The sequence below is a fragment of the Gluconobacter sp. Dm-62 genome, assembly GCF_018256155.1.
Taxonomy (GTDB): Bacteria; Pseudomonadota; Alphaproteobacteria; order Acetobacterales; family Acetobacteraceae; genus Gluconobacter.
Genome location: NZ_JAERLY010000001.1, coordinates 232934 through 254301, shown reverse-complemented (window position 1 = coordinate 254301; position 21368 = coordinate 232934). Strand labels below are relative to the sequence as shown.

Here is a 21368-nt window from a genome sequence, read left to right as displayed (position 1 = left end):
CTTCGTTCAGCGGTTCTTCTCGGCCTGAGGGTCGAGGAGGCGCCGCATCTCGCCAAGGAATGTCTTGGCCAGGCGCGTAAGGGAGCGGTTTTCCGCCCAGACAGCCGAGGCTGCCACCGGAATGGATGGCCGGAAAGGACGCTGGATAAGCCGGAAACGTCCTATAGAGCTTGCGGTAAGCGGATCGACCACGGCCACCCCGACCCCCTGATCAGCAAGCACACAGGCGGTCAGGCCATACCGGACTTCCACAGCGAAATTCAGCTCTACGCCCATTTCAGCATAGGCCCGGTGTAGTGCAGCGCCGAGTTTGGTTTCCTGTTCCAGGGCGATCAACCGGTGCTGGTGCAGATCTTCCGGCGAAACGGTTTCGCAGGCGGCGAGGGGATGCTCAGGAAGCATCACACAGACCATCTCTCCTTCATACAGAACCTCGGACGAGATGCCGGGACGCTCCGCAAAACCAAGGATGAAGCCGAGTTCAGCCTGATGGGTCTCGATACTTTCCAGAACCTCTTCATACCGACGGGTATCAAAGAATGTTCGAACACGCGGGCGACGGATCTGCATTTCGCGGATGGCACGTGCCAGAACACCATAACCAACAGGAGGCGTGGCAATAAGGCGGAGCTGTCCGGCCTTGTTATCGCGCATGTCCTTGATGCGGCTTTCCAGCCTTTTGTGGGTATCGAAGATGGATTCTGCTTCTGACAGAAGGATCTTCGTCTCGGGGGTCGGAAAGATACGGTTATTAACACGCTGAAAAAGCGCAAAACCGACCTGCTCCTCCATCACCTTGAGGGCATTACTGACAGCAGGCTGGGACAGACCGAGAGCATGGCCGGCAGCGACCGTGGTGTTGTAGCGTACGATGGCGCGAAGAATTTCAAGCTGCCGCAGGTTCACTGAATAATCACCATGAATAGTCTCTGTCTGAATCATCATATCGATTTCAGAAATAAGGCGCTAGCGGAACATTCAGGAGGTTTATATCATGATGTATCCAGCTTCGATCACTGGAGATTACAGCCTGACAGGATGCCCTGATGCTCTGGATCAAAGACCGACCCGCCCTCGTTTCGGCCCATCCGATTTACGACATTACCGGAGCGCTGCCCCCTGATGCGTCGGTCATGACGTCACCACATGCTTTTACGGAAGAGATGTTGCGGCCTCTGCTGGCGAAGACGGAAGTCCTCTGCATTTCCATGATGTGGCGTGATGAATTTCTGGACATGGCGCCAAATCTGAAGATGATCCAGTCCATCAGTGCGGGTGTGGATCACTTTCCTATGGCACGCCTGAAGGAACGGAAAATTCCGCTCTGCACGGCGGGAGGGACCAATTCCCGCACGGTCGCAGAGCATACGCTGGCTTTTCTGCTGAACATCTCCCGGCGGTTATATTTGGCTCGCGACGATCAGAAAAACCATCACTGGAATCCCCCCCGGCATGGCTCTCCAAACCGGCAACAGGAGCTCAAAGGAAAGCACGTCGGTATTATTGGCTATGGGAAAATCGGAAGCACGATCGGTGAGCTGTGCCGCCTGCTCGGGATGAAAGTGACGGCTGTCCGCCGTAGCCTGCCTGAGAAAGGCGATGGACAGGACGGTGTTGAAACCGCGCTTTACAGTGATCTCGATACACTGGTTCCGGAGCTTGATTTTGTTGTTCTGAGCTGCCCGCTGACGCCACAGACCGAAGGGCTGGTGGATATGGCATTTCTTGAGCGCATGAAGCCCTCTGCCTGGCTTGTGAACGTGGCACGGGGGCGCGTAGTTCGCGAAAAGGATCTGATTTCGGCTCTGGATCAGGGGCTGATCGGAGGGGCGGCGCTTGATACGTTCGAGACTGAGCCCCTGCCGAAGGAGAGCCCCCTGTGGGATATGTCCAACGTTGTTGTAACACCACATAATGCCGGCGACAGTGAGAAATATGCTCCCAATGTTGCCGGGCTTCTGCTGGAAAATATTCGCAGATTTGAGGCGGATGAACCCCTGATCAACAGGGTCGTCTGAGCATCAAAGCTGGCTGAGAGAGGACCGGGCTCAGGCCCGATCCTCTCTCACCGACTGCCGGTAAGCCGACGCGATCTGTCCGCGGGTGGAAACCCATACTTTTTCTTTCGTGCGGATGTAGTCGACAAACTTTTCCAGAGCGGCAAAGCGCCCCGGACGGCCGATAATCCGGGTGTGCAGGCTGATCGTCATCATTTTTGGATGTGTTTCGCCCTCCCTGTAGAGCACGTCGAAAGAATCTTTCAGATACTCGAAAAAATCATTGCTTGTGGAGAGGCCGCCCCGCCAGAACTTGATGTCGTTCGTATCGAAGGCATGTGGGACGACGCACCACTCCCGCCCATCGACATTGACTGTAAATGGCAGGTCGTCAGCGTAGGAATCACAATCATATTCGAAGCCGCCATGCTCGATCAGCAGGCGGCGCGTGTGGATGCTGGGCGCATATCGGCAGTACCAGCCAGCAGGCGTTTTCCCAGTGGTTTTCTGCAGGGATTCGATGGCAAGCCGGATATGCTCCCGTTCCTGCTCGGCTCCGAGCCGGGTTACGTCCTCCCAACGGTATCCGTGACAGACGATTTCATGAGAGATCGGCCCCGAAAGATAGTCCGCAAGGTCCGGATTGCGCTCGACAGCGACTGAGCAGGCGTAGAGAGAGACCGGCATATCGTGGCGGTCAAAGAGGTTCAGAACACGCCACAGGCCAGCGCGGCCCCCATATTCATAAGTCGCTTCCATAGCCAGGTCCCGCTCTCCTGGCGCAGGAGAGCGGGCGACCTCGCCAAGGGATTCACCTGCTGGATCGCCATCGGTGACAGACTGCTCAGAGCCTTCCTCGATATTGATGACGAAGGAAACGGCGATCCGGCTGCCGTCCGGCCACTGCATCACGGGCACATTGCGGGCATAGCCAACGAAATCGCGGTCAGACGGGCCAAACATGAGATGTTCTTTCATGAAAATCGATCAGAGTGAGAGAGATGTTTCCTGCTTCAGGACAACGTCAAAGACATCAATCGCCTTGCGCAGGTCGGCCATATCCAGAAACTCTTCGGGACAGTGACTTCCATTCTGATTGCGCACGAACAGCATGCCACAACGGATTCCCTGATTGGCAAAAATTGCGGTGTCATGACCGGCCCCGCTGGGCATCGCCTGTGCGCCCACGCTAAGACCCGCCGCGGCCTCAAGCATTTCGTTCTGAATCGTTTTATCCATGATCGCGGGCTTGGAGCCTGAATGCGGACCGAATTCGAAACTCACGCCATACTGTCTTTCCACGTCGAGACACAGCTCTTTCAGCTTCGTCTCGATGACCTGAAGGGTGTCGGAAGACGTGGAACGGATGTCGATGGAGAAAGCAACATCGCCGGAAATCTTGCAAAAACTTGCCAGATCAGCGTCGGTAGAGAAGATCCCGAAAGTCAGGGTGAAAAGATGTCCCTCTGCCTCCTGCTCGGCCCACATGGCCTGTGCCCGGGTCACGAGATCGGACAGGGCAACTACGGCATCCTGACGGAACAGCCGGGGAGTGGCGCCTGAATGTGCATAGGTGCCGTGAAGTCTGGCATAGCGGTAGCGTGTGCTGCCACAGATACCTGTCACAACACCGATGACGGTATCGCTTTGCTCAAGGAGGCAGGGGCCCTGCTCGATATGGAGTTCCAGAAAAGCGTGGATATCCGCCGCTTTCAGGAATGGCTGACCGTGCAGAAGGGCTTGCGGGTCACCGCCCGAACTTCTGATGCCGTCTTTGAGAAGGCTGCCATTATCGTGGCGTTTTGCTTCCAGATCGCTGGCACTGAGAAGGTTGAAAGCGGCTTTGCTCCCGATGTAGGAAACCGGAAACCAGGCGCTTTCTTCCGCCCGGATTGCCATGATGACCAGAGATCGATCAGGGACATAGCCGTCCTGACGCCACCGCCGCGCGATTTCCAAGGCTGCAATGACACCTGTCGCCCCATCGAAATTGCCGCCAGCAGGCACGGAATCCATGTGTGAGCCGGTCATGACGACGGGCAGGCCGGGTTCCCTGCCGGGTAGCGTCATATAAAGATTGGCACCGGCGTCCGTGGCGATGTCCAGGGACAGCTCTTTCGCGACTGACTTCAGCAGATCATGGGCGGCCTGCTCGCCTTTGCCATAGGTATCCCGGCAAACGCCTCGCACATCTGGCGCGACGGAAGCGAGTTTGTCGAAAATATCTTCAAGGAATGTATGTGCAGGCTTCATGGGGACCGGCGGCCTTCCTGGATTTCGTAATGGTCCTACAATGTTCTATAGCGGTGAATCTCTCCCGAAAAGATAGATAAACTATATTCTTAAACAAGGAAAACGAATAACGTTCCGGAATCAATATGGTGTAGTTCTGAGGAGTGATTTTTCGTGTTCAGAAGTCTGAAGTGCTTGTCCGTTATGCTTCATGGAGACGAAAGGGTGCTCTTCAGGCGATCTGGAACCGATACCCGCCCTGACGACAATCTGCCGTTCCGTTTTTGAGCGCGCGCTTAAGGAGATCGAAACGTGAGTAGAATGAAGTATCTCTTCCTGGGTGTGGCCATCTGCTCGACAGCTGTCGAACTGCATCCTGATATCTCTATTGCTGCGACCACAACCGTGGATGCCCTCAAAAAGAAGAAGGTCATCGCCACGAAAGGTGTGACACCGCCTGCGGCCCCAGCGAAGAAAAAGACGCAGGTTGTGCAGGCGGCACAGAAGCAGAAGGCCGCGGCGCCCGAGAATATTGTCGTCACCGGCTCTTTTCTCGGTGCGGGTCGCAATGCGGATCCCAACCCGGTCCAGATCATCAAGGCCACTGATATCCAGAAGACATCTGCGACGACAATCGGGGATTATCTCCTCCGGCTGCCATCCATCGGATCCACCGGAAGTTCAAACGCAAAGTCCATTGCCGGAAACGGCCTGTCCTGCGTTGATTTGCGAAATCTTGGGCAGTCCCGCGTACTGGTCCTGGTGGACGGCAAGCGTCAGGTCCAGACAATGGGCACCTCCACAGCCTGCGTTGATCTGAATGCCATCGCTACGGATCAGATTGCCTCAGTGGAAATTCTCAAGGACGGTGGTTCGGAACTGTATGGTGCGGATGCTGTATCGGGCGTCGTCAACATCAAGCTCAAACATGATGTGAACGATGCGGCGATTTCGATGCGCGGTGGTATCACGGATGTTGGTGATGACCGCACGGGTCGTATTTCTGCGCATAAAGGGTTCAACTTCGACCACGACCGCGGTAATATTTCGATCTTCGGCCAGTATATGACGCAGGGCGGGACGTATCAGCGCGACCGCGCCTGGTCCCGCAATCCTTCCAGCAACAACCCTGCTCCGGGGGCTGCGGCCATCTTCGGATCAGCTATTACATCCCGCACGCGCGTCGATCCAAGCGGGATGAACCTGATCAGCAATAATAACGGTACGTTCTCCCCGTACAATTCGTCGGATAATTATAATTACGGCATGGATCAGACAATGGTGGGCTATACGCAGTCTGCCAATCTGAGTGGTGATTTCCACTACGACATCAACCGTCATATGACGCTGTATAGTCAGGTCAATTATGCCCACCGTACAACATCGGGCATTACCGGACTGGGCGTACCGGGCAGTGGTAATCCGCAGTCCGAGCTGCTGAGCTCTCTGACCCTTCCGGCAGGAAATCCGTATAATGTCTGGGGCAAGGATGTCGGCCTTTATAAACGCTTTCCGGAGCTTGGGCCACGTGAGCTGAGCACAGCCGTGGATACCTATCAGGTTACCTCCGGTGCACGCGGACAGATCATTGGAAACTGGAATTACGACGCGTCCATGGCCTATGGGTCAAGCCAGTCATCCTTCCAGACCACCAACGACATCAATTACGCGCATCTTCTTCAGGAACTGGGCGTAGAGCAGCTCAATCCATCCAGTTCGTCCAGCGCCGTGGTCTATAACCCATCCGTTTGTAACAGCGCTGCCGGCTGCCAGCTTGCCAACCCCTTCATGCCGTGGTCCGGTCAGGCGGCCAAATACATCAGCTATACACAGCATAGTCATGCCAACTATCAGTTGAGAGACTTTAATCTTCGGATCAACAACAACAAGCTCGTAAAACTGCCTTACCAGAACGGTGGTAATATTGGCCTTGCGTTTGGCATGGAACATCGCAGCGAGCAGGGAAGTTTCAGTCCCGATCCGCTGATTGCTGCCGGACAGATTGCGGGTGAAAGCTCTGCTGCGACGGGCGGTGGCTTCAACGCGAATGAAGTCTATGGCGAACTTCGTGTGCCGCTGCTTCAGAATGCTCCTTTCGCCAAAGACCTGACAGTAGGTGCACAGGGGCGCTGGTCCTCGTACAATACTTTTGGCGATACGCAGAACTGGAAGACCAGCATCAACTGGGCGCCTACACGCGATATTCGCTTCCGTGCGACGCTGGGAACGTCCTATCGCCAGCCGAGTATCTATGAACTCTATGGCGGCAACACGCTGGCGCTGACTTCTGCGATTGATCCCTGCTCACAGGCGAGCACCTATGGTGGTCTCAAGGCGGCGGTGGTTGCGAATTGCGCAAAGGCGGGCGTGAACGCCAACAAGTTCACCTCAGCCTGGTCGGGGCAGCTCCCGGTCCTGTCGGGCGGCAACAAGGCCCTTCGGCCGGAACAGGGGCGTACCTATACTTTTGGCACAGTCATCACGCCGCGCTTTGCTCCCGGTCTGAATGTCTCTGTTGAATACTGGCACTACACAATCAAGAATACGATCAATACCGTAAACCCGCAGTATATTCTCGATCAGTGTTATGAGGGTCTGAACAACTCTTATTGCAGCAATATTGCCCCGCGGAGTTCTTCCGGCCAGATTACGCAGGTTTCCTCAGTTTACCAGAATCTGGGCGGGGTAAAGACTGGTGGTATCGACTTTGATGTGAGTTATCCGATTCACATATCGATGAATGATACCGTTGTGATCGCCAATAACATGCAGGAAACGGTGAGCTATCTGCAGCAGAACAGCCCGGGTGGTGCATGGCTGAACTATAACGGCCGGATGATCTATTCCGCTGGTTATGGCTTCCCGCGCGTCAAGGACTACTTCTCCGCCAACTGGTATCACGGGAACTTCAGCCTGACATACATGATGAACTTCACAGGTGGTATGAAGCTCAACAATGGTTCGACTGATCTGACCGCCAAGACCAACTCTGTCTCCCATGTGAGCCCTATCACGTCGCATGACATCTCTGTCGGGTACAATTTCGGCAAATGGCACCTGGACGGTGGCGTGAACAATATGTTCAACAAGGCGCCTCCATATGTTCCGACCGGCGTTTACAACACTGCCAGCGGTTTGTACGCTGAAGAAATGATTGGCCGATATGTCTGGCTTCAGGCAGGAGCTCATTTCTAAAAAGCGTAACTTAATCAAAGCGTGTTCTGGAAATGGGTTGTGCCGTTTTCAGAACATTCTGGGGTCCGAATTCTGGATGTGGTTTTTGAAAGGGTCTGATGCCATGCGTTTGCGGAGGTCTCTCTGCGCTTTTCTGCCCATGGCATGCATGCTCTTTTCAGGAGTAACGTGTGAGGCCGCCCCTGCTCAGGACACGCTGATGGTGGGTTCTGATTTCGGCGTGGCGCCTTGGGTCATCCGTGGTCCGAATGGGCCGGAAGGCTTCGGGATTGATCTCATCAACATGGTTGCACGGAAGATGGGATACCGGTCGGTCGATGTCGAAGATATTAATTTCTCTGGATTGTTTCCGGCGTTGTTTTCGTCACGGATCGACATCATGGTCAATCCACTGAACATTACTCAGGATCGTAGCGAAAGATTGCTGTTCAGTGAGCCGATTTTTGCCACGGGCAACGGATTTATTGTTCTTAAAGGGCAGAAAATCTCAGGACTGGCGGATCTGAGAGGCAAGGTTCTCGCTGTGAACCGTGGAACACTCTCCGATACCTGGGCAACAGTGAACCATGATCGCTACGGGTTTTCGGTCCAGCGATATGAGACTTTTCCTGACTCGGTTCTGGCTGTCATGACGGGCCGCGCCTTTACAGCACTGAATGAAATTCCAACAACCGTTTATGCGGCCAGTCGAAATCCTCTTATCGAAGTTGGATACAAGGATTTCGACGGACGTAATTTTGGATATGCGTTTCGCAAGGACGATGTAGAGTTGCGGAACCGGACAGAAATGGCAATCGAGTGCCTGAAACAGGAAGGCGCTCTGGGGCGCCTTTATAAAAAATGGTACGGCGCGCCTCCTTCGAAGGACAATCCGCTGATGACCATTTATCCGGGTTTCGGGCCACCGGGTTTTTCCGGTTACGACCCTGCGCCCCATTCTGTTCAATGTCACTGACCGGGGCTTCATGACTTTCTCTGTCATTTTCGGAATATTCTTTTCCTGGATGGTCCATGCACCAGATTTTTGAAAACTATTTCAATCTGCAGGTCCTGAAGGCGGCCTTTCCGGATGTACTGGCAGGGTTCTGGGTAACCGTGCGGGCAGCGGTGCTCATTATTGCGATGGGTGTCAGTGGCGGTTTGGGGCTGGCTTTGCTGCGGTGTCTGCGCAATCGGCTTCTGGGTGCAGCGATCCGGTTTTACGTCGAAATTTTCCGGACGCTCCCTCAGCTTGTAGTGTTAATCTTCATATACTTCGGACTGCCTTATGCTGGCATCCGCTTTTCGGCATTTCTGTCTACAGTCATTGCGCTGTCAGCAGTTCTGGCGGCCTTTTCGGCAGAAATTTTTTGGGCTGCCATTGCAGCTGTGTCTGCGGGGCAGTGGGAAGCTGCGTCTGCACTGGGCTTCCGACGCCCGCAGGCCCTTTTTCTTTTCATTCTTCCGCAGGCCATTCGCCTTGCTCTTCCTCTGGTTACGAACCGTACGATTGCAATCACAAAGGGAACTGCGTTTGGCATCGCAGTATCGTTGCAGGAAACACTCGGGAGCGCGCAGAGCGTTATGTCCATAAAGGCCAATTCGTCACCGCTTACGCTTGCAGCAGGGTTCTATCTTTTGTTCTTTATCCCGCTTGTCATGTTCAGTCGTTATCTCGAACGGCATTTCTCGCATTAGGATGGCCTGAAAATGCATCTGTTTCTGGATAATTTCTTCAATATTCCGTCCCTGATGACCGTTCAGGCTCTGCTCTGGCAGGGGTTGAAGTTCACTCTGCTGCTTTCGGCAGCAGCGTTGCCCTTGTCGTTACTGTGTGGTCTTGCGCTGGCACTTCTTTACAGCTTCTCAGGTCGGATATTGCGTCGGGTCCTTTTGGTGCTGATCGATCTGATGCGGGCTTTTCCTGTGCTCATGATGCTGATCCTGATCTATTACAGTCTCCCCTTTTTGGGGATCACGCTGGGCAGCTTCGCAGCCGTGGTGGCGGCGATTGTTCTTAACAACACCGGATATTTCAGCGAGATTTTTCGCGCTGGGCTGGACTCCATTCCCAAAGGGCAGATGGAGGCGGCTCAGTCTCTTGGCTTTCATCGCGCCAAAGCCATGATCTACCTGATTCTGCCGCAGGTTCTGCGTAAGGTGATTGCGCCGCTGGCTAGTAATTCTCTCGAACTTGTAAAGACAACATCGATTGCGGGGCTTGTTGCAATCCCTGAACTTCTCCGATCTGCCCAGATCGCACAGGAGCAGACTTATAACCCGACACCACTAACAGCAGTTGCGGTCATTTTCTTTGTTCTGTTGTGGCCCTTTTCCCACTGGGTTTCGCGTCTGGAGCAGAGAGAGCTTTCGGGGCGTTCCAGAACGTGAAGATCCTCATAACAGGTGGCACGGGATTTGTTGGGCTGGCACTCGCGGAAGCATTGCTGAAGCTGGGTCATGTTCCCGTGCTTTTTGCAACGACACCTGTTGCGCCCCGGTTCGGCAGTCGGGCTCCGTTTCAGGACGTGAAGTTTATTGAGGGCAATGTCTGCTCGGCTTCCGATGTGGGTGCCGCAGTAGAAGCCTGCGCGCCTGAAATCGTCGTCCATCTTGCTGCCATGACACCGGATCTTGCTACCGAAAAGGCGTGTCCGGCCCGCATTACCGAGATCAATGTTTCCGGGGTCGCAAACCTGCTCTGCGTCCTCCAGAACGCACATAATGTCCGGCGCGTCGTGATCGCCAGCAGCGTGGCAATCTATGGCCCCGTTGAGCCGGCGGAAGGCCCCATAAAAGAGACCCATCTTCTGGCGCCGCAGTCGCTTTACGGTATTACCAAACTGGCAGCGGAAAAAATGGCTCTCCGTCTGGGGGATATTTATGGGATGGATGTTCGCCTCGCGCGGATTGGACCGGTCTACGGGCCGTGGGAGCATGATACCGGGGTCCGCCCGCTTCTCAGCCCGCAGGCACAGGTTCTGAGCATCCTGAAGACTGGCAAAAAAGCCGTTCTGGGGAGGGAGATGTGGGGAGACTGGCTTTACAGTCGTGACGCCGGGGCGGCGCTTGCGGCCATCGCGCTGAGTACCCGCTTGCGCCATGCAATTTACAATGTCGGCAATGGTCATGTCAGCGCTGTGGCAACATGGGGAACTACAATGGCGGAAGCCCTGCACGCACCCGGCATTTCGTTGGCTGGTCCGAGTGAAGACGCCAACATCCATTTTCCCATGAAGCAGGACAGAGCACCGCTTTCCATCGCGCGCCTTCGTCAGGATACGGACTTCATCCCGTCCTTCACCGACACGCTGAACGATTATCTTACATGGCTGGAGCACTATCCCAATGACTTCTGAAAGGTCGTCCGCTATGCCGCCCGTCCCGAACGTTTCGGTCGCAATTGACGTCCGGTCTCTGGAAAAGCATTACGGCAGCTATCATGCCCTGCGAAATATCAACCTTACGATCGATCAGGGAAGCCGGGTGGTCATCTGCGGCCCGTCGGGGTCAGGTAAATCCACCCTGATCCGCTGTATGAACGGTCTGGAGACGTTTGATAGTGGTGAACTGCTGGTGGAAGGGGTGCCAATCAACGGGAAATCCCGGAATCTGGACCTGATCCGCCGTGAGGTCGGCATGGTATTCCAGCATTTCAACCTTTTCCCGCATCTGACCATTCTGCAGAACCTCATGATTGCGCCCATGAAGGTTCGTGGAAAATCAAAAGCCGAGGCCGAGGCGCTTGCCCGGCATTATCTGGAACGCGTAAAAATCTCTCAGCATGCCGATAAGCTTCCATCCGCGATTTCAGGCGGTCAGCAGCAGCGCGTTGCGATTGCGAGAGCACTGTGCATGCAGCCCAAAGTCATGCTGTTTGACGAACCAACTTCTGCACTCGATCCGGAAATGATCAAGGAAGTTCTGGATGTCATGGTCGAACTGGCGGACGAGGGCATGACGATGGTCTGCGTAACGCATGAAATGGGATTTGCCCGCAGCGTCGCGGATGAAGTCATCTTCATGGATGCCGGACAGATCGTCGAGCGCAATGCGCCTGACGCGTTCTTTCTGCATCCACAGCATGACCGTACCCGCGCTTTTCTTCAACAGATCATCCGACACTGAGGACTACGTCATGCGTCTGTTAGACAAGACAGTAATCGTTACAGGTGCGTCCTCCGGGATCGGAAGGGCCATTGCACTTCTTTTCGCGCGTGAGGGTGCGGCCGTCGTCGCGGCGGACATCACCGAGGATGTCGTGGAGGGTGGCGAACCAGTTATTCAGGCGCTTGGCCAGATCACATCGCGGGCTGTGTTCATCAAAACCGATATTTCCAGCGAGGATGAGGTCAAAGCGCTGTTTCGACAAACCGTCGAGACCTTCGGGCGTGTCGATATCCTGATCAATAACGCCATGGTCCGGGGTGGTCTGCCTCTGGCAGAGACGGAAATGGCGGACTGGGACCGGGTGATGAACGTCAATCTGACAGGCGCCTATCTATGCCTGCGGGAGGCCGTGCGGCAGATGCTGAGGCAGGACATCGTGAACGAGACCCGCGGGCGCATTGTCAACATAACGTCCCAACACGGCATGATTGGGGCGCCGGACGATTTTGCCTATGGCGTCAGCAAGGCGGGGCTTGTCTATATGACCAAACAGGTTGCGACGGACTATGCGAAGGATTTCATTGTCTGCAATGCCGTGGCACCAGGCAAGATCCTGACCGGTAAAACGGGCTCGGCTATTGATCCCGCGAAACTGGAATATTCACGCCAGCGGACCGCCATGCCCCGATTGGGAACGCCAAAGGATGTCGCTCATGCGGCCCTGTTCCTTGCAAGTGACGAGGCAACTTATATCGCCGGGCACAATCTGATGGTGGACGGCGGCTGGATGGCCCAATAATCACTAAACAGACCGTTGGGTTGACCGCTCCTCCGCACATCCTGCATCAACGTTAAGATGCAGACCCAGAGAACTTTGATGTGCTTTCCGCCTGTTTCCAGCTCTAACGGGTTAGAGGCATGACTGTCAGCACGACGCGCGACGTGCTGGAGCGGTATCAGGTCGCGCTATATTTTCTTGCCGTTTTTCTGGGTGTGGTAACGGCCATGCTGGTAACAGGGACGGCATCCTGGGAGATCGTCATCAACCCCGCACTGGGCGTGATGCTGTTCGTGACCTTTCTCCAGATCCCACTTGCGGAACTGGGACAGGCCTTTCGCAACGCCCGGTTCCTCATGGCCCTTCTGGTGACGAACTTCGTGGCTGTTCCTGCGCTGGTCGCACTGCTGATCCCGTTTGCGCCGGCTGACGGGATGATCCGGCTGGGTCTTCTGATGGTCCTGCTTTGTCCGTGCATCGACTGGGTGGTGACGTTCACCCAGATGGGGCGCGGGGATGCCACACTCCTTCTGGCATCCACACCCGCTCTTCTGGTCGTGCAGATGGTGGCGCTTCCGGTCTGGCTTGCCCTTTTTCTGGGGGATGGGATGTCGCAAATGGTTCAGGAAGGACCGTTCCTGCATGCCTTTTTGTGGCTGATTGCCGTTCCGCTGGGGCTCGCATGGCTTGTCCAGCTCTGGGCGCGGAGACGTTCGTCAGGACAGCATGTGGCCACGGCACTTGGCCTGTTTCCAGTGCCGGTTACGGCGATCGTCCTGTTCATCGTCATCGCGTCCATGGTCCCGCATCTGGGGCAGGCGACGTCAGCCGTGCTGAATGTTGTGCCTGTCTATGGAGCCTTTGCCCTGCTTGCGCCCGGACTGGGCTGGGGCATCTCGCGGTTGTTCAGGCTGGAGGCGCCGGCTGGTCGGGCCATTGCTTTCAGTGGGGCGACGCGCAATTCGCTCGTCGTGCTGCCGCTTGCGCTGGCCATACCGGGAGGAGCGCCTCTGCTCCCGGCGGTCATCGTCACACAGACTCTCGTAGAGCTGGTTGCGGAACTGCTCTTCATTCAGGTCATGCCCCGGCTGGGAAGCAGTCGTTTGTAATCGTGTGGCGTAAAGATCATGCTCGCCTTCACGCCGTGAGGTCGGATAATATGTATCTGTCCTGCAGATGGTCCCTGTCGCTGAAAATGTCCGGATCCGTCTGCAGTTTTTCCCGAGATGCAGAGCGACACATCATGCCGAATATTCATTCCCTGTCCCGCTGGGCTTTTGCGGGCGCCAGTGCACTTTTGATTCTGCTGGCCAGCTTCCTGATTCTCTCCGGTGGCATTGGTCTCGTTACAGCCTTCGTAGCGTCCCTGACGGAGGGGCGTGAGGAAATCCTTCAGGCCATCAGCTATGTCGTGATCTCGATCGCCGTCTTCGACGTGGCGAAATACTTCATCGAGGAAGAAGTCCTGCGGCCCAAGGGCAAGCAGTCCATTGCCGAGGCCCGTGTCAGCCTGACCAAGTTCATGACGACCGTCATCATCGCGGTCTTCATCGAAGGGCTGGTGGGCGTGTTCGAGCGCAGCGGCAAGGACCCGAGCGACATTCTGTATCCCGCCGCCCTGCTGGTCGTGGCGACAGGGATGGTTATTGCGCTTGGGATCTATCAGAAGCTCAGTATCGGGGCGGAGCGCGAAAAGAAGGAAAAGGACATGATCGGCTAGGTGTGTCGGGGCCTCAGTCGTGCTGAAGTCTGCGGGGGAAAGCGGCGGGATTGAACGCCGCAAGCAGGATCCCGCCCAGGGCGATCACGACTGAGGCCGGGCATAGAACTGCAAAGCCCAGCGTGCTCAGAAGATGCCCCCCGATCGCCGAGCCCAAAAGGATGCCGAAATTGCTGCTGCTGTTGATGGCGGCCCCCGCCACATCCGCACTGGTCGCACGCGCCCGAATGGCGCCGGACATGACGAAGGGAATGATGGCGGCATAACCCATGCACCATAGCCCAACGGCCCCGACGCTCGGCCATGCGGAAATCAGGTGCCCGTAAACCAGCATCATGCCAACGAGCATGGCAATGCCACCGCCAAACAGGCCGGCTGCTGGCCAGCGGTCCACAACCTGTCCCGCTCCCCACAGGCCAAGAATACTGACCGCGCCCGTGACGAGCAGGGCAATGCTGAGCAAATGCTCTGGAAGGCCGTGGACGAGCAGCAGCGGGGAGACATAAGTGTACAGCAGGTTATGCGCGAAGAAGAATACGGCGTTCACGCAGATTACAACGCCAAAAATACGTGCCGCCTGCGGTGAGCGGATGGTCGGAACCTTCAGAGCCTTGGTATCAGCACCGCGAACAGGCGGCAGATAGAGTGCGATGAAGATCGTCAGAAGTGCGGCAAGCCCCGCAATGACATAAAGCGCCACGCGCCAGCTCGCGAAATGGCTGATCGCAGCCGCGCCCGGAACGCCCAGAACCGACCCCAGCGACGTACCGCCAAAGACAAAGGAAATCGCCCGACCCGTCATGCGCTCAGGTACCAGATGGGCAGCATAGGCGGCGGCAATGGACATCAGCAGCGCATGCGAAAGGCCCCCGAGCGCGCGTCCGGCGCAGACGATGACAAAGCTGGGTGCCATGGCGGAAATCAGGTTGGAGACGACATATCCTGCAAGGCAAAGCAGCATGAGCATCTTGCGGTCCATGCGGCTCGTGGCGATCGTGATCGGCACGGCCCCGAACGCGACAAGCAGTGCGTAAGCACTGACGGCCAGCCCGGCATGACCCTCGGTGATGTCGAAGGATTTGGCCATATCGATCAGCAGGCCAACCGGCGCGACCTCGGTTGTCACCGCAATGAAGGTCGATGCAAACAGGGCGCAGAGACCTGCGATCGCCGGACCGGAAAGTGTTTTGAACACGGCGGACTTCCTGACTGGAACGGCGACCTGAGCGTCCCGAACGCGAGGGCTTTTGACACTTTGAGCGCATGACGGAAACCAAAAAATTCAAGTCCATGTCATGATCGTTTTGGGAAGGGCTGAATGTTCCGCGAAAGCCCGTTTTTTCAGCGACTTATGGATATTATCGTTTTCGGTTCGTCGGCAGGAAATCACGGATTCGCGAGGCTTCATCAGGACTGCTTCAGGGTGCCGTTCTGAAGGCCCAATCCTCTTGAGATGAGGGACGTGATCGAAGGGAGGAGAATGCGGCGTTTCCGGCTAAGGAGCGCCCGGCTTCAGACATGTGGCCGACAGCCGGATTTCCTGAGCGTTAAAGAGGAATGGCTGTTTTCATATAAAGTATTGCCAGGAACCAAATCACCACATTCGCCCTGTTAGTGAGAATGATTCTCATATAAGTTCACTTCACTCCTGTTACGGGATGTAACTGACAAACGACCACTCGAAAGCGCGTATGATGCAGACAGGGACTAATCCGGCTTCGTGTTCTCGCCCGGGAACAGGGTTCAGAAAAACCCTGTACGCCATCGCGCTGCTGTCCGGTGGGTGGGAGGAGGCAGTGGCCCAGAGCGTGCCGCCTGATCTTACGGCTGCGAAATACGAGCAGGGTAAGGCGTCTGCGAAGAAAAAACCTGCGTCTTCTGCAAGCCGACCGGACGACAGTCTGCCGGGAAGTGTCGAGCAGCTTCTGGTGCACGGACATCGCCCGACAGCATCTACGGACGGAAGTGGGACCTATACCGTGAGCGCGGTTTCCACGACGCGCATGCTGCTGCGGCCGGAAGATGTCCCCCAGTCGATTTCCGTCCTGAGCACGCAGCAGATGAAGGACCAGAACCTTTTCACGGTCGATAACGCGCTCAAGCAGGTCGCGGGCGTCAACGTCAATCTTTACGGTGATGGAACGGCAGGGTTTACGTCCCGTGGCTTCCAGCTTGCGGCCCAGTATGATGGGTCCCCCGCAACGGGCGGTCTCCAGCTTGGGCAGCAGTTCGACCTTTCGATCTATGACCGGATCGAGGTTCTGCGCGGCCCCGACGGTGTGTTACAGGGTTCGAGCGCGCCGGGCGGCAGTGTCAATTTCGTGCACAAACGCCCGACCGAAACCTTTCAGGGCAATGCCTCCTTCAGCGCCGGGTCGTGGAACAATTACCACGCCACGGTCGATCTCGGCGGTCCGATCGGGAACTCGAAGATCGTCTCCGCCCGCCTCGTGATGTCCGGCACCGATCGGGATTCCTTTTATAAGAACGCCTATGACCGGCGCTGGACGATCTATGGCGTTACGGGCATCCATATCGATCGCCGGACAACCCTGACCGTCTCCGTCACCTCGCAGTCCAATGACACGACGCGCTATATGGGTGTGCCACGTCTGGCCGGGACGGGAGCGGACCTCAATCTGCCGCGTAATACGTTCATCGGGTCGGACTGGAACAAGAGCCAGGTGCCCACCACCGAAGTCATGGGACAGCTCGAACGGCGCTTCGGCATGGGCTGGGTCGGGCGCGTCACCGGACGGCACAGAACGGCTGATACCAACCTGCAATACAGCTATATCAACGCCTACACGGCCGCCGCCCAGACCGCGAACTACGTTGCCGCACGCTCCATTTACAGCGAGACCAATGATGGGGTGGACGGTTACCTAACTGGCCCGCTCCATCTTTTGAACCGGACGCACACGCTCATGATTGGCGCGAACTACAATCGTTATGTTTATGAAGGGGGCGGCGCGAGCGTCAATTCGCGCACGAATGCGGCTCTGGCCGGTCTGCCGATCAGCGATTACGGCGCGATTTCAAATGCCATTCTCCCATCCATCAAGAGCCGTAGCTGGGAGCCAACCGAGCAGTGGGGCGTGTACGGGCAGGGGCGCTTCCAGCTCATGCCGAGCATTTTCCTGACGCTGGGCGGGCGTATCAGCGGCTATGTGCAGAAATCGCGTGATCTGGTGCCGGGCGCGGTCACCGAAACCTCCATCAACCAGCAGGGTATCCTCACGCCTTATGCCGCGCTAGTCTATCACGTTCTGCCGCATATCACGCTTTACGCCAGCTATACCGACACGTTCAGCCCGCAATCGGCCTATGGCGTCGATGGACACCAGCTTCAGCCCGTGCGCGGCGGTCAGCTTGAAGGCGGCATGAAAGGCGCGCTGTTCAACCAGATGCTGAGCTTCACGATGGCGGGCTACAGGATCATCCAGCGCAACGATGCCATCGCCAACAGCGATCTGGACCCCACCTGTGGTCCGAGCCATGCTGATACCTGCTACGTCGCTGCCGGCAAGACCCGCAGCCAGGGCGCGGAAGTCGAAGTGATCGGCCGTCCCCTGCCAGGTTGGGATATCAATGCCAGCTATACCTATAACGACAACCGCATCGTCGATAACGGCACGCCCACCAGTGCGGGTCTGGCCTATGCCGCGAACTCGCCGCGTCATCTGTGGAAGCTCTGGACGCATTATCGCTTCGAACCCTACAAGGGCGCGCAGAAGAACATCTGGAGCATCGGCGGGGGCATTAACGCGCAGAGCAGCACGTTCGGAAGCAATCGCCTTGTGACGCAGCCCGGCTACATCACGGCATCTGCGCAGGTGGGGTACCAGTGGAACCGCTATCTGGCGCTGACAATGAACCTCAACAATATCTCGAACACGCGCTATTATCAGCGGCTCGGCAATTTCTATTACTACAACTACTATGGTGAGCCCCGGAACTTCATGTTTACCCTGCGCTCGAATTTCTGATGCTTCCTGAAGTCCCGACAGAAACACCGTCCCGTCGCTCTGCGTCACGTGCGCCCTCGCCAGCCCGGCGATGGCTCTGGCGCGCCCTGCTCGGTTTGGCACTCGCCTGGACAGCAGCGCATTTCATCACACTGGGGTCGCCGAAATGGGGACCGGGTGCGCGGCATGATGCGACGATCTTCGGGCAGATGATTGCTATTGCTGCGTTTCCTGTCCTGCTTCTGGTCGCTTTTGGGACGCGTAGCCCGTTACGGGGCAGCATCATCGCAGGGGCTGTCTGTCTGGTCGCCATTCTGGCCGTCACGTTGCGTTTCTGATGCAGGATACGCTCCGGACCCGGATGGGATGGCTTCACGCATGGGTCGGCTTTGCCGCGGGCCTCGTGCTGTTCTGCGTTTTCGCAACCGGCTGCCTGGCCATGTTCGACACCGAACTGACGCGCTGGCTCCAGCCGGAAGTCCCCCCGCAGACCGGTCAATTTTCCCCCCGATCACTGGATCATGTGCTCCCAGCCGTACAGGATCTGATCGCGCAGGGCGAAAAGCCGTTCATAACTCTCCCCTCTGTGCGGGACCCTTACCTGCGTCTCCAGCATCATGATGGGTACGAGTTTCTTACCGTCCCATACAATCCACAGACCGGAGACCGCCTTACAGCCCGCGCTACGGCAGGGGGAACCTTCTTTTATAATCTCCATTATACGATGCGGAGCGGGATCTACGGCGAAACCATTATTGCGCTCGCCGGGCTTGCACTTCTGGTTACGATCGGCTCCGGCATCATCATCCACCTGAAAGGGCTGGTCTCCGATCTGACGCTTCTGCGCCCCTTTGCCGCCAGACTGCGCGCCTGGCTAGATGTGCATGTGGTGGCGAGCGTGCCGTTCCTGCCTTTCATTATCCTGATGGCCTATAGTGGCACATTCATCCGTGCACGGACGCTCTTTCCGCCCGTATCCTACACGACGTCCATTGAGAACACTTTCCGGACCTCTGTGCCGTCCGGGCCTGAAGTGCCCGAAAAGCCGACTGCCAGACCTGTCGCTCCATTGCCGCCTCTGGCCCCCATCCTGTCGGAAGCCGAACAGACTCTTGGTGCAGGTCAGGTCGGCTTCATCCTGTTTCTGCCTCAGAGTATTCTCGTGTCCCGGACTGATGCATCCGGCCCGCTGCTGACGCGTGAACATGTCGATTTCAGTCCCATAGACAGCCATGTCCTACGCCACGTCCTGCTCCCCAGCCCGATCACCCATACGCAGCAACTGCTTGATGGCCTGCATTATGCCCGCTGGACCGGACCTGGCATGCGCTGGCTGTATTTTCTGTCGGGGGCGATGGGGGCCGTCATGTTTGCGAGCGGATCGGTCATCTTCCTGATGAAACGTCGCCGCCAGTCAGGTCACAGGCTGGTGTTCCGGATTGCCGAAGGACTGGCCATCGGCAGTATCGCAGGATTTCCGATCGCCACACTGGGCTTTTTCTGGGCCAATCGTATCCTGCCAGTCGGGCTGCCTGACCGGCCCTTTGCGGAAGGACATGTCTTTTTTGCTGTCTGGGCGCTCAGCGCGCTCGCAGGGCTGGGCTGGAGCATTCTGTACCGGCCATTTCAGGGATGGAAAATCCAGCTGTGCTGTCTGGCTGTACTGGGCCTGTTACTGACACCGCTGGATGTTGCAACCCGGCCCGGAATCACGCTTTTTCATGTGCCGACGGTTTTTGCCGCCACGGATATGGTGGCACTCGTTCTGGCGCTCATCTCGTTTCAGGTGGCGCGGCGGCTGTGACCATCTTTATCTGCGTCCTGCTGTGGAGCCTGAGCCTTTTCCTCCAGGCGCTCCAGGAACCCAAGATGTTACGTTTCGCGCATTTGCAGAGGCCATCTTTTCCACGAGGAGCGGATAGACTGCGTTTTATATTGCCCGTTCTGGCTCTCATCCTGTGCTTTGCAGATCGGGCGTCTACAGCCATTCTGGTCTGGTCTGGAACGTTTTCAGTGGCTGCCCTTGTGGTCGCGCTTGGATGGACAGCGCTCGCGCGATACAGGGAACACCGTGTTGCTACGGGCAGAAAGACGCCGTGAGCCTCCGTGCGCGTCAGAGGCCTGTCTCGGCAATGGCTGTCGGGTCATTGGCAGGGGCGGGAGACATCTCCTCGTCTTCCCACGGGAAATGTACCACACGATCCCGCCCTGTCTGTTTTGCGGCATAGAGGGCACTGTCTGCGCGGGCCAGAAGCTCTGTTCTGGCAATCCCCGTGCCGGGGCATAACGCGGCGCCTATACTGAGCGTTGCCGCCACTGCTGCACCTCCGATTATGCGTGTTTCGGTCCGGAAAGCCTTTCTGAGACGTTGTGCGGTAGCAAGCATCTCCTCGGGGCTGGCACACTGGAACACCACGACAAATTCGTCTCCACCAATGCGGAACAGAACTGTCGGCGGATAGAGGATGTCTGTACAGACGCGGCCCATGGCGGTGATGATCTGATCTCCGACTGCATGACCATGAGCATCATTGATGGACTTGAAATGGTCGATATCGACCATCAGCAGTGCTTCACGCGTGCAGATCTTTCCGTTATTTTCCAGCCACGACTGAAAGGCCCGGCGGTTGCTGCCGCCTGAGAGGGGATCCTGCAGGATCAGTTCCTGCTGCCGGAATGCCAGTTGCTCCCAGGGGATGGCGATCATGGCCAGCGCAAAAAGTGCCACCTCTATGATTGCCAGAAAATTATAGGTTGTCACGGCCCAGATGGTGGTTGGCGCGGCTCCGAGAGGGGCCGGTATCCACAGAACAAACGGGACAAGCAGGAGATGGAATCCCGCATAGACGTTGAGCAGCTTCAGCAGGGTGCGTCTTGCGGGGGTCCTGATCGAAAGGTTGTGTCGCAGGCCGCAGGCCGCGAAAATGTGGAAGCTGGCAATGGCGGCCAGACGAAAGGCCGTGCTGACCACGTGAACCAGACCTGTCGGACCGGCCAGTATCGAAAGCATGAAAGACGCGCTGCAGGTCAGCAGCACGATCAGAGGCTGCGACTGACAGCCCAGCATGACCCGCATGGCCTGCCAGGCTGTCCCGTACGCAAGGAGCATGAAAAGAGCACCAAGCCGTAGTCCCCACAGGCCAGGCAGCGTGGCAGGAACCGTGAAAAACAGGCCGGAGACTGATCCCAGAAGAAAAGGTGCCGCATACCAGGCCATACGCGACCATTGCCTGCTGGAGAGTTCAGACAGGATGAAATGAACACCCAGAAGCAGGAAAATAACTGCGCTGCATCCAAGCAGGGTAGGAGGATCAGGACTCATTGATGAAGCATAATCTATCAAACAGGCTGTGCAGGCCACTCCCGTAAAGGCAGGCAGACGGTCTTCG

18 protein-coding genes are annotated in these 21368 nt (G+C 56.8%); 13 read left to right on the top strand and 5 right to left on the bottom strand.

The window, feature by feature from the left end:
• Window positions 1–6: 6 nt before the first annotated feature.
• Complete coding sequence (locus tag JK202_RS00980) at window positions 7–945, bottom strand: LysR family transcriptional regulator (protein ID WP_249199494.1); 939 nt, start codon at window positions 943–945, stop codon at window positions 7–9.
• Window positions 946–1046: 101 nt separating this feature from the next.
• On the opposite strand from JK202_RS00980, the gene JK202_RS00975 reads away from it, so the two are divergent.
• On the top strand, window positions 1047–2018 hold the full coding sequence (locus tag JK202_RS00975) for a D-2-hydroxyacid dehydrogenase (protein ID WP_211557175.1): 972 nt from the start codon (window positions 1047–1049) through the stop codon (window positions 2016–2018).
• Between the two features lie 30 nt (window positions 2019–2048).
• Here the strand turns inward: JK202_RS00975 and JK202_RS00970 are convergent, their stop codons facing one another.
• Both JK202_RS00970 and JK202_RS00965 read right to left on the bottom strand, forming a co-directional pair.
• A complete protein-coding gene (locus JK202_RS00970; protein ID WP_211557171.1) occupies window positions 2049–2975 on the bottom strand; it encodes a polysaccharide deacetylase family protein in 927 nt (308 codons plus the stop codon).
• 9 nt (window positions 2976–2984) lie between these two features.
• Window positions 2985–4250: a hydantoinase/carbamoylase family amidase gene (locus JK202_RS00965; RefSeq protein ID WP_211557169.1), complete on the bottom strand. Its 1266-nt coding sequence runs from the start codon at window positions 4248–4250 to the stop codon at window positions 2985–2987.
• Window positions 4251–4550: 300 nt separating this feature from the next.
• On the opposite strand from JK202_RS00965, the gene JK202_RS00960 reads away from it, so the two are divergent.
• The 9 genes from JK202_RS00960 (at window position 4551) to JK202_RS00920 (ending at window position 14011) form a co-directional block, all read left to right on the top strand.
• Entirely contained in the window at window positions 4551–7424 is a 2874-nt protein-coding gene (locus tag JK202_RS00960; RefSeq protein ID WP_211557440.1) for a TonB-dependent receptor domain-containing protein, read from the top strand.
• A complete protein-coding gene (locus JK202_RS00955) occupies window positions 7393–8379 on the top strand; it encodes an ABC transporter substrate-binding protein (RefSeq protein WP_249199539.1) in 987 nt (328 codons plus the stop codon). The genes JK202_RS00960 and JK202_RS00955 overlap by 32 nt, the downstream gene beginning before the upstream one ends.
• A gap of 56 nt (window positions 8380–8435) precedes the next feature.
• Window positions 8436–9101, top strand: a complete 666-nt coding sequence (locus JK202_RS00950) for an amino acid ABC transporter permease (RefSeq protein ID WP_211557162.1) — start codon at window positions 8436–8438, stop codon at window positions 9099–9101.
• A 12-nt stretch (window positions 9102–9113) separates the two neighbouring features.
• Window positions 9114–9794 carry an amino acid ABC transporter permease gene (locus JK202_RS00945; protein WP_211557160.1) on the top strand — a complete coding sequence of 227 codons (681 nt, stop codon included), beginning with the start codon at window positions 9114–9116 and terminating at the stop codon, window positions 9792–9794.
• Complete coding sequence (locus JK202_RS00940; RefSeq protein ID WP_211557158.1) at window positions 9791–10762, top strand: NAD(P)-dependent oxidoreductase; 972 nt, start codon at window positions 9791–9793, stop codon at window positions 10760–10762. Before JK202_RS00945 ends, JK202_RS00940 begins: the two co-directional genes overlap by 4 nt.
• Window positions 10752–11531, top strand: a complete 780-nt coding sequence (locus JK202_RS00935; protein ID WP_408872124.1) for an amino acid ABC transporter ATP-binding protein — start codon at window positions 10752–10754, stop codon at window positions 11529–11531. Before JK202_RS00940 ends, JK202_RS00935 begins: the two co-directional genes overlap by 11 nt.
• Window positions 11532–11541: 10 nt before the next feature.
• On the top strand, window positions 11542–12312 hold the full coding sequence (locus tag JK202_RS00930) for an SDR family NAD(P)-dependent oxidoreductase (RefSeq protein WP_211557157.1): 771 nt from the start codon (window positions 11542–11544) through the stop codon (window positions 12310–12312).
• A gap of 119 nt (window positions 12313–12431) precedes the next feature.
• Window positions 12432–13400, top strand: coding sequence for an arsenic resistance protein (locus JK202_RS00925; protein ID WP_211557155.1), 969 nt, complete (start codon window positions 12432–12434; stop codon window positions 13398–13400).
• A 134-nt stretch (window positions 13401–13534) separates the two neighbouring features.
• Window positions 13535–14011 carry a hypothetical protein gene (locus tag JK202_RS00920; RefSeq protein WP_249199493.1) on the top strand — a complete coding sequence of 159 codons (477 nt, stop codon included), beginning with the start codon at window positions 13535–13537 and terminating at the stop codon, window positions 14009–14011.
• Between the two features lie 13 nt (window positions 14012–14024).
• Here JK202_RS00920 and JK202_RS00915 read toward each other — a convergent pair whose 3' ends face one another.
• On the bottom strand, window positions 14025–15206 hold the full coding sequence (locus JK202_RS00915) for an MFS transporter (RefSeq protein ID WP_211557153.1): 1182 nt from the start codon (window positions 15204–15206) through the stop codon (window positions 14025–14027).
• A gap of 613 nt (window positions 15207–15819) precedes the next feature.
• Here JK202_RS00915 and JK202_RS00910 point away from each other — a divergent pair.
• Genes JK202_RS00910 through JK202_RS00900 form a run of 3 tightly spaced genes read left to right on the top strand, consistent with a single transcriptional unit; the run spans window position 15820 to window position 19783 of the window.
• Window positions 15820–18000: a TonB-dependent siderophore receptor gene (locus JK202_RS00910; protein ID WP_349291806.1), complete on the top strand. Its 2181-nt coding sequence runs from the start codon at window positions 15820–15822 to the stop codon at window positions 17998–18000.
• Window positions 18000–18317, top strand: a complete 318-nt coding sequence (locus JK202_RS00905; protein WP_249199492.1) for a hypothetical protein — start codon at window positions 18000–18002, stop codon at window positions 18315–18317. The genes JK202_RS00910 and JK202_RS00905 overlap by 1 nt, the downstream gene beginning before the upstream one ends.
• On the top strand, window positions 18317–19783 hold the full coding sequence (locus tag JK202_RS00900) for a PepSY domain-containing protein (protein ID WP_211557152.1): 1467 nt from the start codon (window positions 18317–18319) through the stop codon (window positions 19781–19783). Before JK202_RS00905 ends, JK202_RS00900 begins: the two co-directional genes overlap by 1 nt.
• 309 nt (window positions 19784–20092) lie before the next feature.
• Here JK202_RS00900 and JK202_RS00895 read toward each other — a convergent pair whose 3' ends face one another.
• Window positions 20093–21301 carry a diguanylate cyclase gene (locus JK202_RS00895; protein ID WP_211557150.1) on the bottom strand — a complete coding sequence of 403 codons (1209 nt, stop codon included), beginning with the start codon at window positions 21299–21301 and terminating at the stop codon, window positions 20093–20095.
• Window positions 21302–21368 lie beyond the last annotated feature (67 nt).

Coding starts and splice junctions, on each gene's coding strand:
- JK202_RS00975 (WP_211557175.1), top strand. CDS start 1,047: ATGCTCTGGATCAAAGACCGACCCGCCCTCGTTTCGGCCCATCCGATT.
- JK202_RS00955 (WP_249199539.1), top strand. CDS start 7,393: ATGTCTGGCTTCAGGCAGGAGCTCATTTCTAAAAAGCGTAACTTAATC.
- JK202_RS00930 (WP_211557157.1), top strand. CDS start 11,542: ATGCGTCTGTTAGACAAGACAGTAATCGTTACAGGTGCGTCCTCCGGG.
- JK202_RS00960 (WP_211557440.1), top strand. CDS start 4,551: ATGAAGTATCTCTTCCTGGGTGTGGCCATCTGCTCGACAGCTGTCGAA.
- JK202_RS00920 (WP_249199493.1), top strand. CDS start 13,535: ATGCCGAATATTCATTCCCTGTCCCGCTGGGCTTTTGCGGGCGCCAGT.
- JK202_RS00895 (WP_211557150.1), bottom strand. CDS start 21,301: ATGAGTCCTGATCCTCCTACCCTGCTTGGATGCAGCGCAGTTATTTTC.
- JK202_RS00950 (WP_211557162.1), top strand. CDS start 8,436: ATGCACCAGATTTTTGAAAACTATTTCAATCTGCAGGTCCTGAAGGCG.
- JK202_RS00935 (WP_408872124.1), top strand. CDS start 10,752: ATGACTTCTGAAAGGTCGTCCGCTATGCCGCCCGTCCCGAACGTTTCG.
- JK202_RS00970 (WP_211557171.1), bottom strand. CDS start 2,975: ATGAAAGAACATCTCATGTTTGGCCCGTCTGACCGCGATTTCGTTGGC.
- JK202_RS00925 (WP_211557155.1), top strand. CDS start 12,432: ATGACTGTCAGCACGACGCGCGACGTGCTGGAGCGGTATCAGGTCGCG.
- JK202_RS00980 (WP_249199494.1), bottom strand. CDS start 945: ATGATGATTCAGACAGAGACTATTCATGGTGATTATTCAGTGAACCTG.
- JK202_RS00965 (WP_211557169.1), bottom strand. CDS start 4,250: ATGAAGCCTGCACATACATTCCTTGAAGATATTTTCGACAAACTCGCT.
- JK202_RS00945 (WP_211557160.1), top strand. CDS start 9,114: ATGCATCTGTTTCTGGATAATTTCTTCAATATTCCGTCCCTGATGACC.
- JK202_RS00905 (WP_249199492.1), top strand. CDS start 18,000: ATGCTTCCTGAAGTCCCGACAGAAACACCGTCCCGTCGCTCTGCGTCA.
- JK202_RS00900 (WP_211557152.1), top strand. CDS start 18,317: ATGCAGGATACGCTCCGGACCCGGATGGGATGGCTTCACGCATGGGTC.